General features: G+C 61.4%; 12 protein-coding genes and 1 pseudogene. 3 read left to right on the top strand and 10 right to left on the bottom strand.

All coding sequences use genetic code 11. The annotated features are described in order from the left end of the window. Nucleotides 1–106 precede the first annotated feature (106 nt). The 3 genes from ACSOSP_RS00960 to ACSOSP_RS00950 form a co-directional block, all read right to left on the bottom strand. Nucleotides 107–937: a 3',5'-nucleoside bisphosphate phosphatase gene (locus ACSOSP_RS00960; protein ID WP_455310791.1), complete on the bottom strand. Its 831-nt coding sequence runs from the start codon at nucleotides 935–937 to the stop codon at nucleotides 107–109. 99 nt (nucleotides 938–1,036) lie between these two features. Continuing rightward, the gene (locus ACSOSP_RS00955; protein WP_455309057.1) at nucleotides 1,037–1,942 is read right to left on the bottom strand and encodes an alpha/beta fold hydrolase; all 906 of its coding nucleotides are present in this window, start codon (nucleotides 1,940–1,942) and stop codon (nucleotides 1,037–1,039) included. Continuing rightward, nucleotides 1,939–2,802 (bottom strand): ferritin-like domain-containing protein, encoded by an 864-nt coding sequence (locus ACSOSP_RS00950; RefSeq protein ID WP_455309056.1) that lies wholly within the window; start codon nucleotides 2,800–2,802, stop codon nucleotides 1,939–1,941. Before ACSOSP_RS00950 ends, ACSOSP_RS00955 begins: the two co-directional genes overlap by 4 nt. A gap of 383 nt (nucleotides 2,803–3,185) precedes the next feature. On the opposite strand from ACSOSP_RS00950, the gene ACSOSP_RS00945 reads away from it, so the two are divergent. The 3 genes from ACSOSP_RS00945 to ACSOSP_RS00935 all read left to right on the top strand — a co-directional run bounded on the left by ACSOSP_RS00945 (nucleotide 3,186) and on the right by ACSOSP_RS00935 (nucleotide 5,197). Then, entirely contained in the window at nucleotides 3,186–3,710 is a 525-nt protein-coding gene (locus tag ACSOSP_RS00945; RefSeq protein WP_455309054.1) for a gamma carbonic anhydrase family protein, read from the top strand. A gap of 44 nt (nucleotides 3,711–3,754) precedes the next feature. Next, nucleotides 3,755–4,726: an Hsp33 family molecular chaperone HslO gene (gene hslO / locus ACSOSP_RS00940; RefSeq protein WP_268810844.1), complete on the top strand. Its 972-nt coding sequence runs from the start codon at nucleotides 3,755–3,757 to the stop codon at nucleotides 4,724–4,726. A 111-nt stretch (nucleotides 4,727–4,837) separates the two neighbouring features. Next, nucleotides 4,838–5,197, top strand: coding sequence for a hypothetical protein (locus tag ACSOSP_RS00935; protein WP_455309052.1), 360 nt, complete (start codon nucleotides 4,838–4,840; stop codon nucleotides 5,195–5,197). 113 nt (nucleotides 5,198–5,310) lie between these two features. Here ACSOSP_RS00935 and ftsB read toward each other — a convergent pair whose 3' ends face one another. From ftsB to ACSOSP_RS00900, 7 genes and pseudogenes are all read right to left on the bottom strand, one after another. Continuing rightward, a complete protein-coding gene (gene ftsB / locus ACSOSP_RS00930; RefSeq protein ID WP_031363914.1) occupies nucleotides 5,311–5,766 on the bottom strand; it encodes a cell division protein FtsB in 456 nt (151 codons plus the stop codon). A 131-nt stretch (nucleotides 5,767–5,897) separates the two neighbouring features. Continuing rightward, a complete protein-coding gene (gene eno, locus ACSOSP_RS00925; protein WP_031363913.1) occupies nucleotides 5,898–7,181 on the bottom strand; it encodes a phosphopyruvate hydratase in 1,284 nt (427 codons plus the stop codon). Nucleotides 7,182–7,262: 81 nt separating this feature from the next. Continuing rightward, a pseudogene (locus ACSOSP_RS00920) lies at nucleotides 7,263–7,343 on the bottom strand (hypothetical protein); the annotation flags it as partial. Between the two features lie 285 nt (nucleotides 7,344–7,628). Continuing rightward, nucleotides 7,629–8,483, bottom strand: a complete 855-nt coding sequence (gene kdsA / locus ACSOSP_RS00915) for a 3-deoxy-8-phosphooctulonate synthase (RefSeq protein WP_455309049.1) — start codon at nucleotides 8,481–8,483, stop codon at nucleotides 7,629–7,631. Continuing rightward, nucleotides 8,480–10,204: a CTP synthase gene (locus ACSOSP_RS00910; protein WP_455309047.1), complete on the bottom strand. Its 1,725-nt coding sequence runs from the start codon at nucleotides 10,202–10,204 to the stop codon at nucleotides 8,480–8,482. Before ACSOSP_RS00910 ends, kdsA begins: the two co-directional genes overlap by 4 nt. Nucleotides 10,205–10,378: 174 nt before the next feature. Then, complete coding sequence (locus ACSOSP_RS00905) at nucleotides 10,379–11,224, bottom strand: alpha/beta fold hydrolase (RefSeq protein ID WP_455310790.1); 846 nt, start codon at nucleotides 11,222–11,224, stop codon at nucleotides 10,379–10,381. Nucleotides 11,225–11,300: 76 nt separating this feature from the next. Next, nucleotides 11,301–13,865, bottom strand: coding sequence for a DNA internalization-related competence protein ComEC/Rec2 (locus ACSOSP_RS00900; RefSeq protein WP_455309045.1), 2,565 nt, complete (start codon nucleotides 13,863–13,865; stop codon nucleotides 11,301–11,303). Nucleotides 13,866–13,902 lie beyond the last annotated feature (37 nt).

Here is a 13,902-nt window from a genome sequence, read left to right as displayed (position 1 = left end):
TGCGCGACAGACAGAAGCGGGTGGATGCAAGGATCGTGCGCAGCGTTTAGCAGATTCAACCAAACGCTTCAACGGTAGCCCGGCTATGAGCCGGCGCGGTCCACCTTTAGACCAGGCACTCCCAGACGGGCTTGAGATCGGCGGGAAGCGGCGGCAGTGCTCCAAGGTCGATGCGCCCCTCGCCCGCCGCATGAAAATCCGAGCCGCGCGATGCGAGAAAGCCATACCGGCGGGCAACTTCCGCATATTCGCGATACTGGTCCGGCGTGTGGCTGCCAGTCACGACTTCAATCGCACGGCCGCCGTGCTGGATGAATTCATCGAAGAACGCGGCGAATTCGACCGGCGAGAAATCGTAACGCCCGGGATGCGCGATCACCGCCTCGCCGCCCGCCGCCTTGATCCATTTCATGGCGTCCGCGAGTTTGGACCAGCGATGGCCGACATAACCCGGCTTGCCGTCACCGAGATATTTCGAGAACACGTCCGAGGTCGATTCCGCGTAACCCTTTTCAACCAGGAAGCGCGCGAAATGCGTGCGCGAGATCATGGCCGGATCGTTCACGTAGTGCAGCGCGCCCTCGTAGGCGTTCGGGATGCCGATGCCGGCCAGCGCCTCTCCGATGGCTTCGCCGCGCGCCTGACGGCCGCTGCGCGTGGCTGCCAGGCCGTCGATCAGCGCCTGGTTTTCAGCATCCACGTTCAGCCCGACGATATGCACCGTACGCCCCGCCCACGTCACTGAAATCTCCACGCCACCCAGATACCCCATACCGAGCGCTTGCGCCGCTTCCCGCGCCTCGCGCTGGCCGCCAAGCTGGTCGTGGTCAGTGAGCGCCCACAGCGTCACACCGCCCGCATGAGCGCGCGCGGCGACCTCGGCCGGAGCGAGCTGGCCGTCAGAAACGGTGGAATGGCAATGCAGATCGGCGTTCATCATGGAAGCTCTGGGAGTTACTTCCCATTCTACTGCAACGCGTCAAACGGTTTATGGGGCTGACCGATCGTTCGATTACACAATCCAGCACGGCCGGCTTCAAGCGCAAAACGTCTCGATCAGCGCCGCCACGCGCTCCGGCTGATCGTGATGAAGCATATGGCCGGCGTGATCGACGACCTCCTCGCGCCAGTCGCCAAACGCCTTGAAACGCTGCTTGAATTCGTCGATTGGAACATCGCCGGCGATCATCGCGAGGGTCGGCGAAGCGAGCGCCTCGACGTGCAGGACTTTCGCCAGAACCTTCGACCAGACGGCCATCACCTCGTCCAGCCGATACAGCAATGGCCCACGCATTTTGTGCGCCGGATCGGCCAGCAGATGGAAACGGCCGGTATCGTCGGGCCTGGCCCAGTGTTGGGCCAGGAAGCGCGCTTTCGCCAGTGGCAGACGCGAATTCGTGCGGATCAGCCGCTGGGCGACATCATCGAGCGTGGCGTAGGTGTTGAGCGTTGGCGGCGAGCGCAAATCGTCCAGCCATTGCGCGAGCCGCCCGGGCGAACGCTCCGCCTTGGTGGCCGGCATGCCAAACCCTTCGAGATCGACCACGCGCCGCACCCGTTCCGGCCGCACGCCCGCGTACAGGCAGACGACGTTCGCGCCCATGCTGTGGCCGACCAGGTTCACCGGCTCCCCTCGCAGCGACGCAGGCGCGTAATGGTCGAGCAACGCATCCAGATCCGCCAGATAGTCCTGGAACCAGTAATGGCCGCACTTTCCTTGCGCGACCGGCCAGTCCGACAGCCCAAAACCACGGGCATCGGGCGCGATCACCTGCCAGTCGGCCGCCAGCGCATCGACAACGAATTGAAACGACGCCGAAATATCCATCCAGCCATGCAGCATGAACAGCGTGGGCGCGTCGGGCGATCCCCATCGGCGCACGTGCAGTCGCGTGCCGCGCGTGGTGATGAATTCGGAAACGGGCGTTTTGAGAGGGGTCATCGGGGAATCGGGGCCGTTTGAGTGGAATCGATGTCATCCAGACCCGCCAGCGCACGTAACTCGGCTTCGTCGAAACCGGCATCGCGACGTGCTTCGAAGTTGAACGGACCGCGAAGTTTGGGGGCGTGATATTGCTCGGCAAGTTGCGCGTAGGTGGCGTGCGGATCTGCCCCGGACTCGCTGCACAGGTGCCGGAACCAGTGATTGCCGATCAGCACGTGGCCGATTTCATCGTGGAGAATCACGTCGAGAATGGCCGCCGATGCGTGGTCGCCCGCTTGAGCGAGGCGGCGGCGGATCGGTGGAGAAGCGTCCAGCCCGCGCGCCTCCAGCGTTCGCGGCACGAGCGCCATGCGCGCAAGCACGTCGCCGCGCGTGCGTTCCGCCATCTCCCAAAGGCCGTCGTGCGCGGGGAAATCGCCGTACTGATGGCCGAACTCCGCCAGACGCGCGCTCAGCAACGAAAAGTGGCGCGACTCCTCGGCGGCGACCTTGAACCAGTCGCGATAAAACGCGTCGGGCATTGAAGGGAAACGCCAGACAGCATCGAGCGCCAGGTTGATCGCGTTGAATTCGATATGCGCCAGCGCGTGCAGCAACACCGCGCGCCCCGCGTCCGACTGCATGCTGCGGCGTTTCAGCGATGACGGCGCGACCAGTTCCGGCGTCGCCGGGCGGCCGGGAAGATCGAGCGGATCGGAAATGTGGGCGGCGGTGTCGAGGATGGTGTCCCCGAAAAGCAAACGCTCATAGAACTGCTGGACAGCGCTCGCCTTGGTGACGGGATCGCGTTCCCGGAGCAACGCCAGCGCGGTCGGACGCACGCTGTTGGACGCGGAATAATCGAGCTGTTCGGGCATGATTCCAGAGATGCTTTGGGTGACTTATGCGGTGCTTATATACGGTAACGATTGATCGGCAACACCACCGGCGCGCCGCCGCCCGCGCAGGCCGATCCAAAAACGCCAGTTTTAAATCCCCGGTTCAGAAGCTGCCGATCAGGCGGTAAACAGGCGGCACGCACGCCGCTTTTGCGCAACCGGCTAAAATAGCACTTTCGGCGGAAGATTTTTGGCGTGAGGCGCGCCCCGGCCGCAGTCTATAGCATCGTTCCAAGCCGCCTGAAGTCGCCTGAGATTTAAATTTCATCCGATTTCATCCGATTTGTGCCGGCCACGCCGGCGCCCCAGGCCAGTCGGCCAATCCGCGCTCATCGCTCACATCAAGCCTCACAGGAGACAAAGTGGCAATCTATAAGCTCGGCGATGCCGCCCCGACCATCCACGAAAGCGTCTTTGTCGCTGATACGGCGACCATCATCGGCCGTGTGACCCTGGAAGAAAACTCGAGCGTCTGGTTCGGCGCCGCCCTGCGCGGCGACAACGAGCCCATCGTGCTCGGCCGGGGCAGCAATATCCAGGAAGGCGCGGTGCTGCATACCGACCCGGGCTTTCCGCTGACGATTGAAGCCAACGTGACCATCGGCCATCAAGCCATGCTGCACGGCTGCACGATCAAGGAAGGTGCATTGATCGGAATTCAGGCCGTGGTCTTGAATGGTGCGGTAATCGGCCGCAATTGCCTGGTTGGCGCGGGCGCCGTAGTCACCGAAGGTAAAACCTTCCCCGATAACACCCTGATCCTCGGCGCACCCGCGAAAGCCGTGCGCGAGCTTACGGAAGCCGATATTGCCCAGATGCAGGCGGGCACGCGTGGTTACGCGGACCGCCGCGAATTTTACAAGGCGCAACTCGTGCGGATCGGCTGAACGCCGGCCGGCACGCATGACGCCATCGATCAAAGGACCCAAGCGTGGTTAACGACCAGCTTCAAAAATTCATGTTCAACGCCGCGCCGGTGCGTGGCGAGATTGTCTCGCTGCGCGATACCTGGCAGGAGGTGCTCACGCGCCGCTCGTACCCCACGCCCGTGCGCAACGTGCTCGGCGAAATGATGGCTGCGTGTGCCCTGCTGTCGGCCAATCTCAAGTTCGACGGCACGCTCATCATGCAGATCTACGGCGACGGGCCGGTGACCATGCTTGTCGTGCAGTGCAATTCGGATTTGTCGTTGCGGGCAACCGCGAAGTTGGCCGAGTCTATTGAAGGCGCGAGCGAAGCGCCCGTGCCCATCACCGATGACATGACGCTTCCCGACCTGCTCAACCGCAACGGCCAGGGCCGTTGCGTGATCACGCTGGATCCGCGCGACAAGAAGCCCGGGCAGCAGGCGTACCAGGGCATCGTGCCCTTGAGCGGCGAGCACGGGCCGCTGGCGTCGATGGCGGAAGTGCTTGAACACTACATGCATCACTCCGAGCAACTCGACACGCGCATGTGGCTCGCCGCGAACACCGAGCGCGCCGTGGGCATGCTGCTGCAAAAGCTCCCTGGCGATGGCGGCATCGTTCCGCATCCGGGCGAACACGACGCCGATACGTGGCAGCGCGTGTGCCATCTCGGCGGCACGCTGTCGAACGAAGAGTTGCTGAAGGAAGAGCCGGAAGTGGTTTTCAAGCGGCTCTTCTGGCAGGAAAACGTGCAGCATTTTGAACCGGCGCAAGCGCGTTTCGAATGCACGTGTTCGCGTGAAAAGGTGGGCGGCATGCTCAAGATGCTGGGGCGTGGCGAAGTGGACAGCGTGGTTGAAGAACGTGGCAGCGTGGAAGTGCACTGCGAGTTCTGTAACCAGCGCTACGAATTCGATCCGGTGGACGTGGCGCAACTTTTTGTGGCCGGAGAAATTTCACAAGGCGTAAGTCCGGCTCCGGATCAACGGCATTGAGTTCGCGCCGTCTTTATGGCTCTGTAACAAGACGTCGCAGGATCGACCTTTGGCGCGTTGCGGCATGTCATGATTCGGTTCCGCTAAGCGTCCGGCCTGCTGGAGGTCGAAATGAATTCCTTGGAATGTGCATCGAAGAAACTGGCTGTGGCGCTGTTCGGCGCGGCGTTGCTCGCGCTCGGCGGCTGCATGATGGATCCGCCTGGACCTTCGCCCATTTACAGCCGCTTGCCGGCCGCGCAGAACCAGGCGGCGCAGCCGCTTTCGCAGGCCGAGCAGCAGCGCTACAACCAGATCGATCGGCAAGTGCTGGCTGAACAGCAGCAGGCAATGGCAGCCGAAGCAGCAGCGCAGGCTTATTCACAGTACTATCGCGCGCCTGTCACCGTGTACGGCGGATATTCAAGCGGCGGCTGGGGTAACCGATGGGGAACGGGTTTCGGCTACGGATACCCGGGATATTATTGGTAGCGCCTCGGGCGCGCGTGGTTAGCTGCAACGCGGCGGCGCCAACAAAAAAAGCTGTTTCAACTCACGTTGAAACAGCTTTTTTACATCCGTTGTTTCGATTGACGAGCAGCGCGCTAACCGCCCGGCTTCTTCTTGGCCGCGTCCATCTTGTCCTTCGTCGCTTGCCGTTCGAACGCCCGGCGCTCTTCTTTCGAACGCGACACCGGATTGGGCACTACCCGCAACGGCGCGGCGGACACTTGCCCGCGCGTGGAAGCACTCGATTGCGCATTCACCGAGTTGGCAGGAGCCGGTGAATTCGGCGAGACGAACTGAACGAACACCTCGCTGTCCTTCATCATGCCCATTTCGTAACGCGCGCGTTCTTCAACGGCCGATGTACCGTTCTGCAAGTCCGCCACCTCTCCCTGCACGCGTTCGTTGCGCAGTTTCAGGTCGGCGTTCTTCTTTGTCTGGTTGACTAGTTGCTGCTGCAGTTCGTGGACACGTAACCAGCCGCCGTGTCCCCACCACAGTGGATACTGGATCATCGCCAGCAGCAGGATCAGAACAAAGGTGACAATCCGCATTTAAGAGGCGAGGAAAACGCTAACACTTCAACAAAATTTGGCGCTGCCTCGGATTCAGGAGAACTCGAAGCAGCGGACTGGATAAATCAACGGGCCGTCCGGACTAACTAACGTCCAATCCGCCCGAAGCTTTAGCGCAGATTGTAAAACGCCGACTTACCCGGATAGCTGGCGATATCGCCGAGATCTTCTTCAATGCGCAGCAACTGGTTGTACTTCGAGACCCGGTCGCTACGCGACAACGAACCCGTCTTGATCTGGCCGGCGTTCAGGCCGACCGCGATATCCGCAATCGTCGAATCTTCCGTTTCGCCCGAACGATGCGAGATGACCGCAGTGTAACCCGCGCGCTTCGCCATTTCGATTGCCGCAAAAGTTTCCGTCAGCGTGCCGATCTGGTTGATCTTGATCAGGATCGAGTTGGCGATGCCCTTGTCGATGCCTTCCTTCAGGATGCGCGTGTTCGTCACGAACAGATCGTCGCCTACGAGCTGGATCTTCTTGCCGAGTTTATCGGTGAGGATCTTCCAGCCGTCCCAGTCGCTTTCGTGCATGCCGTCTTCGATCGAAACGATCGGGAATTTATCGGCGAGCGTAGCGAGATAGTCCGTGAATTCCGCCGACGACAACTGCAAACCCTCACCCGCGAGCTGATATTTACCGTCGTGGTAGAACTCGCTGGCGGCGCAGTCCAGGGCCAGCAAAACGTCTTCGCCCGCGCGATAACCGGCCTTCTCGATTGCCTGGACGATGGTCGACAGGCACTCGTCGTTGCTGCCGAAGTTCGGTGCGAAACCGCCTTCGTCACCCACCGCCGTGCTCATGCCGCGATCGCTCAGGATCTTCTTCAGCGCGTGAAACACTTCAGCGCCGCAGCGCAATGCTTCGCGGAAGGTCGGCTGGCTGACCGGGACAATCATGAACTCCTGGATGTCCAGGCTGTTGTTCGCGTGCGCGCCGCCGTTCACGATGTTCATCATGGGAACGGGCAATTGCATGGCGCCCGAGCCGCCGAAGTAACGGTACAGCGGCAGGCCGGCTTCTTCGGCTGCAGCCTTCGCCACGGCCATGGAAACAGCCAGCATGGCGTTTGCGCCGAGGCGCGACTTGTTGTCGGTGCCGTCGAGTTCGAGCAGGGTTTTGTCGAGGAAAGCTTGTTCCGATGCATCAAGACCCATGATGGCTTCGGAGATTTCGGTATTGATGTGTTCGACTGCCTTCAACACGCCCTTGCCGCCGTAGCGGCCGGCTTCGCCGTCACGCAATTCGATCGCTTCGCGCGATCCGGTGGAAGCGCCCGAGGGCACGGCAGCGCGGCCCATCGTGCCGGATTCCAGCAGGACGTCACATTCGACGGTGGGATTGCCTCGCGAGTCGAGAATCTCGCGACCGATGATATCTACGATAGCACTCATGGTTTCCTCAAGAAATGACGGTGAATCAGGTCAGACAGCAGGTCGGTGTTTAACATCTCGCCAATGCGCGAGCGCTTGGCTTCAGAGGCCTTCTACGACCATCATGTTCAATTCTGCTGCGCCCGTTCGCACGTGGCGCGCCGCTTCGTATTGAGCGGAGTGATTCCATTTGTGGCCGTACGGTCGTCAACGAACTTGAGTACGGCCGGGAGCGGGCGAATTGATCCCTCTAACGCCTCGCTCCTTCCTCCACGCAACAGAAACTTACCACCGTATGCTTCATCGCCTGCAATGACAACGGTTCAAACGTGGCGAATTTATCGGGGTCAGTAGGATTCGCGTTCATGAAGACGTCATCTTCTTCATGACGCTCCCCACCGGTGCGAGGCTGATGTGGATGCTTGCGCGAGTGCACGCGTTGAAATACACGCGGCGCCCGCAGCGTCCTTAACTGAAATCGTTCTCGAGAAACGGTCCGCTCTTCACGGCCCGGTCCAACGCGACGAGTGTCTCCAGCAGTGCTTCCATTCTGTGCAGCGGTACGGCGTTCGGCCCGTCGGACTTCGCGTTCGCCGGGTCCGGATGCGTCTCCATGAACACGCCCGCAACGCCTGTTGCAATAGCAGCACGCGCCAGCACCGGGACGAACTCGCGCTGGCCGCCAGAACTCGTGCCCTGCCCGCCCGGCAACTGGACCGAATGCGTGGCATCGAAGACGACGGGTGCATTGGTTTCGCGCATGATCGCGAGCGAGCGCATGTCGGAAACCAGATTGTTATAACCAAACGAAACGCCACGCTCGCACGCCATGAAACGGTCGTCGGACAAACCGGCTTCGCGCGCGGCGTCGCGGGCTTTGTCGATGACGTTCTTCATGTCGTGCGGCGCGAGAAACTGGCCCTTCTTGATGTTGACCGGCTTTCCCGAACGCGCGCATGCGTGGATAAAATCAGTCTGGCGGCACAGGAACGCGGGCGTTTGAAGCACGTCCACGACCGACGCGACCGCTTCAATCTCATGCTCCGAATGAACGTCGGTGAGGACGGGCAGGCCGAGTTGCTTTTTCACTTCGCCGAGAATTCGCAGGCCTTCGTCCATGCCAAGACCGCGGAACGACTTGCCGGAACTGCGATTGGCCTTGTCGTACGACGATTTATAGATGAACGGGACGCCCACTTTCGCGCAGATTTCCTTGAGACGGCCGGCGACGTCGATGGTCATTTGCTCCGACTCGACCACACACGTGCCCGCGATCAGGAAAAACGGCTGGTCGAGACCGACTTCGAAATCACACAGCTTCATGCTTGCGCTCCGACAGTAACCGCCACGGCCGGTGCGGGCGCGTGTTCAGCAGCAATGCTCGCCACGCCGTTCGCCTTCAGCGCCAGATGATGCGCGCGTGCCGCTTCAACAAATTCCTTGAACAGCGGATGACCATCGCGCGGTGACGACGTAAATTCCGGGTGGAACTGCACGCCGACGAACCACGGATGCATGGCTTCAGGCAGTTCCATCATTTCCGGCAGATCTTCGCTCGGCGTGCGCGCGCTGATGACCAGTCCGCCCGCTTCGAGTTGCGGCACGAAACGGTTGTTCACTTCATACCGGTGCCGATGGCGCTCGTTCACATCCGTACCATAGATACGCGCCGCCATGGTGCCCGGCTTGATCGGACATTTTTGTGAACCAAGGCGCATCGTGCCGCCCAGATCCGATTCTTCCGTGCGCTTTTCAACGCGGCCCGCGCGGTCATACCATTCGGTAATGAGCGCGACAACCGGGTTGGTCGTCGATGAATCGAATTCAGTGCTGTTTGCATCGGCCAGACCGGCGACATCGCGAGCGAATTCGATCACGGCCAGTTGCATGCCAAGGCAGATGCCCAGGTACGGTGTCTTCGATTCACGTGCGTATTTGATCGCCTTGATCTTGCCTTCTGTTCCGCGCGCGCCGAAACCACCCGGCACGAGCACGGCGTCGAGATGCTTCAGCGCGGCGACGCCGTCCGTGTCGATCTGCTCGGAATCGATGTACTCGATGTTAACCTTCGTCGACGTATGAATGGACGCGTGCTTGAGCGCCTCGATCAGCGACTTGTACGACTCGGTCAGTTCCACGTACTTGCCGACCATGCCGATGGTGACTTCGTTCTTCGGGTTCTCAAGCTTCTGGACGAGACCGGCCCACATGCTGAGGTCGGCGGGTTTCGCCGTGAGCTTGAGCTCTTCGCAAATGATGTTGTCGAGGCCTTGGTCGTGCAGCATCTGCGGAATCTTGTAGATGCTGTCCACGTCCCACACCGAGATCACTGCGTCTTCCGGAACATTGGAGAACAACGAGATCTTCGCGCGTTCGTCGCCCGGAATCGGACGGTCCGCGCGGCACAGCAGCACGTGCGGTGAGATGCCGATTTCGCGCAGCTTCTGCACGCTATGCTGCGTGGGTTTCGTCTTGAGCTCACCGGCCGTCGCGATATACGGCACAAGCGTCAGGTGCACGAAACACGCGCTGTTGCGGCCGAGGCGCAGGCTCATCTGGCGCGCGGCTTCGAGGAACGGCAGCGATTCGATATCACCCACGGTCCCGCCAATTTCCACGATAGCCACGTCAGGCTCACCGCACGTGGCCGCAGCCGCGCCGCGTTGCAGGAACGCCTGGATTTCGTTAGTGATATGCGGAATGACCTGAACCGTCTTGCCGAGATATTCGCCCCGGCGTTCCTTGCGGATCACCGACTCGTAGATCTGACCGGTCGTGAAGTTATTGGCCTTGCGCATCTTCGTGCTGATGAAGCGCTCGTAATGGCCTAAGTCGAGGTCCGTTTCCGCACCGTCTTCCGTCACGAACACTTCCCCGTGCTGAAACGGGCTCATCGTGCCGGGGTCGACGTTGATGTAAGGATCGAGCTTTAAGAGGGTGACTTTCAGACCGCGCGATTCGAGGATCGCTGCGAGGGAAGCGGCGGCAATACCCTTGCCGAGGGAAGACACTACGCCGCCGGTGACGAATACATATTTGGTCATCGCTAGGTGCTCGCGGGAAAAACGGATTATACCCGAAAGGCGTCCCATAACCCAGAGCGGGAGGGACGCGCGTTGGGAGCCGATTTATCGTGGGCGGCGGGTTTCGATCGCGTGTTTATCGGCGTGCTGAAGGGCGTTTGAATGGTGTCTCGCCGGGATTTGCCTTGAGATCCGTTACGCCCGCAGTCCATTAAGCGTGCGCTGCAATGCGCGCGCTGTTTCCACCGGGTGTTCCATGGGAAACAGATGACTGCCCTCGATCCATTCGAAATGGCCGCCCACGATACGCCGCGTCATCTCCAGTCCGACGTGGCGGACTTCCTTCGAATGCGTTCCCGCAATGAATCCAACCGGCACCGGAACGCCATGCGCGACCCGCGCACCCAGCGTGCGCGGCAAGGTCTTGTAGATGCGGAATTCCACCTCGCGATCGAAAGCGAGCTTGCGCTGGCGGTTGATGCCGGCGGCCTCATTGATAGCACCGATGCCCTCTCCAGTGCCCGCTTCTGCCGGTATCGCGTAGTCGATGTAGTCCGACAGCATCCGCTCGTCCCAGCGGGCGAACGCGGCTTTCGCGTGAAAGTGACGCCATGCGTCTTCCCTGCTCGGCCAATGCGTGCGCCGGTTTTTAGTGGCGGCGGCAGGCGAGAGCCGCGTGTCGAGCCCAGTCAATTGCGATAAACGCAGTAAATTACTGCGCCAGCCCGCGATCACCGGTGAATCCAGCATCACGACGCCTTTCACCCAATGCGGCCGCTTGAGCGCCGCCATCAATGAGAGATAACCGCCCAGCGAATGCCCGACCAGCCACACTTTCACGTCGGCCGGGCGCCTGGCGTCGATGTCTTCAAGCAATTGATCCACCAGATGCGGCCAGTCGCGCGTAACGGGGAAACGCGGATCGTGACCAAACCGTTCGACGGCTCGAATCTCAAAGTCGTCGGAAAGTTCGGCGAAGATCGTCCGGTATGTCGATGCAGGAAACCCGTTCGCATGTGAAAAATGCAGGATGTCTTTCAAGCGGCGTGCCCTCTTTTTTTGCAACGCTCTTTCCAGCGTCTCATTTTTAACGTTCTTAATGTTCTTAACGTTCGATTCACCGTCCCATCCAGTAGCGCGCGTGAGTCTGCCTGAAACGCTCGATGGACACCCCCGACGACACCTCCATGCGCGCCGCACCGTCTTCGTCGCTGCGCGATAACTCGATATGCCGTAAGCGATACCGCTCGAACACCGTCGGATTCGGATGGTTAAAACGGTTGCGGTAGCCTACCTGAAATACCGCGACGCGCGGACTCACGGCGTCGAGGAAAGGCTCGGTAGACGACGTCTTGCTGCCGTGATGCGGCACGATCAGCACATCAGCCTGGAGCGTGGCAGCTTCACCTTGCCCGAGTTGAATCAACTGGCGCTCGACGTCGGCTTCAATGTCGGCGGCCAAAAGCGCCGAGCGCCCCGCTGCGCTCGTCACTTTCAGCACGCATGACGTCGCGTTCGGTTTGGCCGCAAGCGGCCCTGCCTGCGGCCACAGCACGTCGAACATCACGCCGTCCCACTGCCAGCGCTGCCCCGCGACGCAGCGCAGCAAAGCGCTGCCGTGATCCTGCGCCGTCGTCCACAACGCTTCATGCGGCTGCAGCGACGCCACGAATTGCCGGACCTGAATGCTCTCGAGCACCGCGGGCGCCCCGCCCGAGTGATCGGAATCGGAGTGGCTGATCATCAGCGTATCGAGCGTGAAGAGGCCGTGGGCGAAGAGATACGGCACCACAAGCCGCTCGCCCGCATGCGTGGATTCGGGGCCCGGACCCGCATCGAAGAGCAAGGTGTGATGCGTGGTTTCGATGACGACAGAAGATCCTTGGCCAATGTCGAGCGCCGTCACGCGAAACGCGCCGTTCGCAGGCGCTTGAGAGATGGGTAGCGCCAGCGGCAACCAGGTAAGCGGAGCGGCGAACCGCAGCGGCCAGCCACGCGGAGCGAGCGCCCATATCACCCCGAACGCCGCTGCCGTCAGCGCAAAACCATCCGGTTGCGGCAAACGCCAGAGCGTCCATGCGGGTCCGGACAGGTGGGCGAGCGCGTCGAACATCGGGGTCAGCATGCTATGCGCCGCGCGGTAGGCAAATACGTCAAGCGGTGCCGGCAGCAAGACGGCCGCGAGCACGGTCGGCGTAACGAGAAAGCTGATCCAGGGAATCGCGAACGCATTGGCCAGCGGCCCTAGCAGTGGAATCTGGAAAAACCAGTAGGCGGTGAGCGGTGCGAGTCCGAGCGTGATTGCGTACTGCACGCGCGCGCTGGATGCGATTCCGCGGCCGATGCGCCGTGCCGCCGGTCTGAGCCAAGCGAGTAAGCGAACCCGGGCTCGCACGATCATGTCGCCAAGCCGGTCGCGGATGTGGCGGCGTGGTTGAACTCCGGCCTCATCGCTGGGTTCGCTCGCGGCACGATCTTCGTCTGCCTGAGGCGCCGCGTACTCCTGCGCGAAACCAAGCGATGCCTGCCGCCCACGCGACGCAATCGCGTACAGGATGGCGGCCACAGCACAAAACGACAACCAGAATCCCGCTGCCGTCACCGCCCACGGATCGGCAATCAGCACCAACGCCAACGCCCACGCGAGCACCAGCGAAGACGCCGGCCGGCGGCCGCTCAACACAGCAAGCGCGACGAAGCACAACATCCACATCGATCGCTGCGCGGGGACGTTGAATCCGGCGAGCGCCGCATAGAAGGCCGCGAATACCGCCGCACCGGCGGCTGCCGCTTTTTGCGTTGATACGATCAGTGGCGCGGGCAACCTGCGCCAGCGCAAGCGCCGCCATAACCCGCCGCTCAAGAGCGCCGCGAGCCCCGCGACAAAGCCAATATGCAGTCCGGAAATCGCGACCAGATGACTCGTCCCGGTCGCGCGCAGCAAGGCCCAGTCGGTGTCGCTAACCACGTCTTGAGCGCCCGTTGCCAACGCCACGACAATGCCTCGATGCGCAGCGCCCTCGAGTGCTGTTAAAACTCGCTCGCGCAAGCGCGCACGCCAACGATCGATCGTCAGCGCGAAGCCGTGTGCGTCGGCGGGCAAACGCCGCGCAACTCCCGGCATGGAAACGTAACCCGTCGCACGAATGTTGCGGGCGAGCAGCGCCACTTCGGCGTCGCGACCGCGAAAGTTCGCGTTGCCATGCGGGCGCTTTAATCGCGCGACCAGCGTCCATCGTTGACCGGCCCAAAGGGCAGGCGGCGGCACGGCCGCAGGACCACGTTTAGATGCATCCGTCGCCATCCACGATAGTTGCACGACACGCGGGAAGTTCGTCAACGCGGCATCGTTCGATTCGACTTCAAACAGGAACCGTGTGCCGTCCGCGCCTGGCATTGGCAATCCGCGCACGAATCCGGTCAACTCGATGTTGCGGCTCTCGAACGCAACAGGCAAGATGCTTTGCAACCGCGTCTCTGCACGCCACGCGGCGTAACCAAATCCAATAATCAAAGCAGCAGCAATCAGCCATGCCAGGCGCAACGTCGGGAAACAAACCGCAAGCACGCAGGCTAGCCCGAGCAGGAGGAAAAGTGCCCACAAAATAAGGGCGCTGGGCAACACAGCCTGCTGTTGCAAACATACGATTCCCAAAGCAAAGCCGATCAAGATACCCCGCACGCACGCTCCTCAAAATCTCGGCGCGAGCGCAGACGCA

Source organism: Caballeronia sp. KNU42, from assembly GCF_053760385.1.
The sequence above is the reverse complement of the archived record's forward strand: the minus strand, read 5'-3'. Positions and strand labels throughout refer to the sequence as shown.

What these genes read in the sequence shown, in the direction of transcription:
- kdsA (WP_455309049.1), bottom strand. Translation starts at nt 8,483, where the DNA reads ATGAAGCTGTGTGATTTCGAAGTCGGTCTCGACCAGCCGTTTTTCCTG.
- ftsB (WP_031363914.1), bottom strand. Translation starts at nt 5,766, where the DNA reads ATGCGGATTGTCACCTTTGTTCTGATCCTGCTGCTGGCGATGATCCAG.
- eno (WP_031363913.1), bottom strand. Translation starts at nt 7,181, where the DNA reads ATGAGTGCTATCGTAGATATCATCGGTCGCGAGATTCTCGACTCGCGA.
- ACSOSP_RS00950 (WP_455309056.1), bottom strand. Translation starts at nt 2,802, where the DNA reads ATGCCCGAACAGCTCGATTATTCCGCGTCCAACAGCGTGCGTCCGACC.
- ACSOSP_RS00955 (WP_455309057.1), bottom strand. Translation starts at nt 1,942, where the DNA reads ATGACCCCTCTCAAAACGCCCGTTTCCGAATTCATCACCACGCGCGGC.
- ACSOSP_RS00960 (WP_455310791.1), bottom strand. Translation starts at nt 937, where the DNA reads ATGAACGCCGATCTGCATTGCCATTCCACCGTTTCTGACGGCCAGCTC.
- ACSOSP_RS00910 (WP_455309047.1), bottom strand. Translation starts at nt 10,204, where the DNA reads ATGACCAAATATGTATTCGTCACCGGCGGCGTAGTGTCTTCCCTCGGC.
- ACSOSP_RS00935 (WP_455309052.1), top strand. Translation starts at nt 4,838, where the DNA reads ATGAATTCCTTGGAATGTGCATCGAAGAAACTGGCTGTGGCGCTGTTC.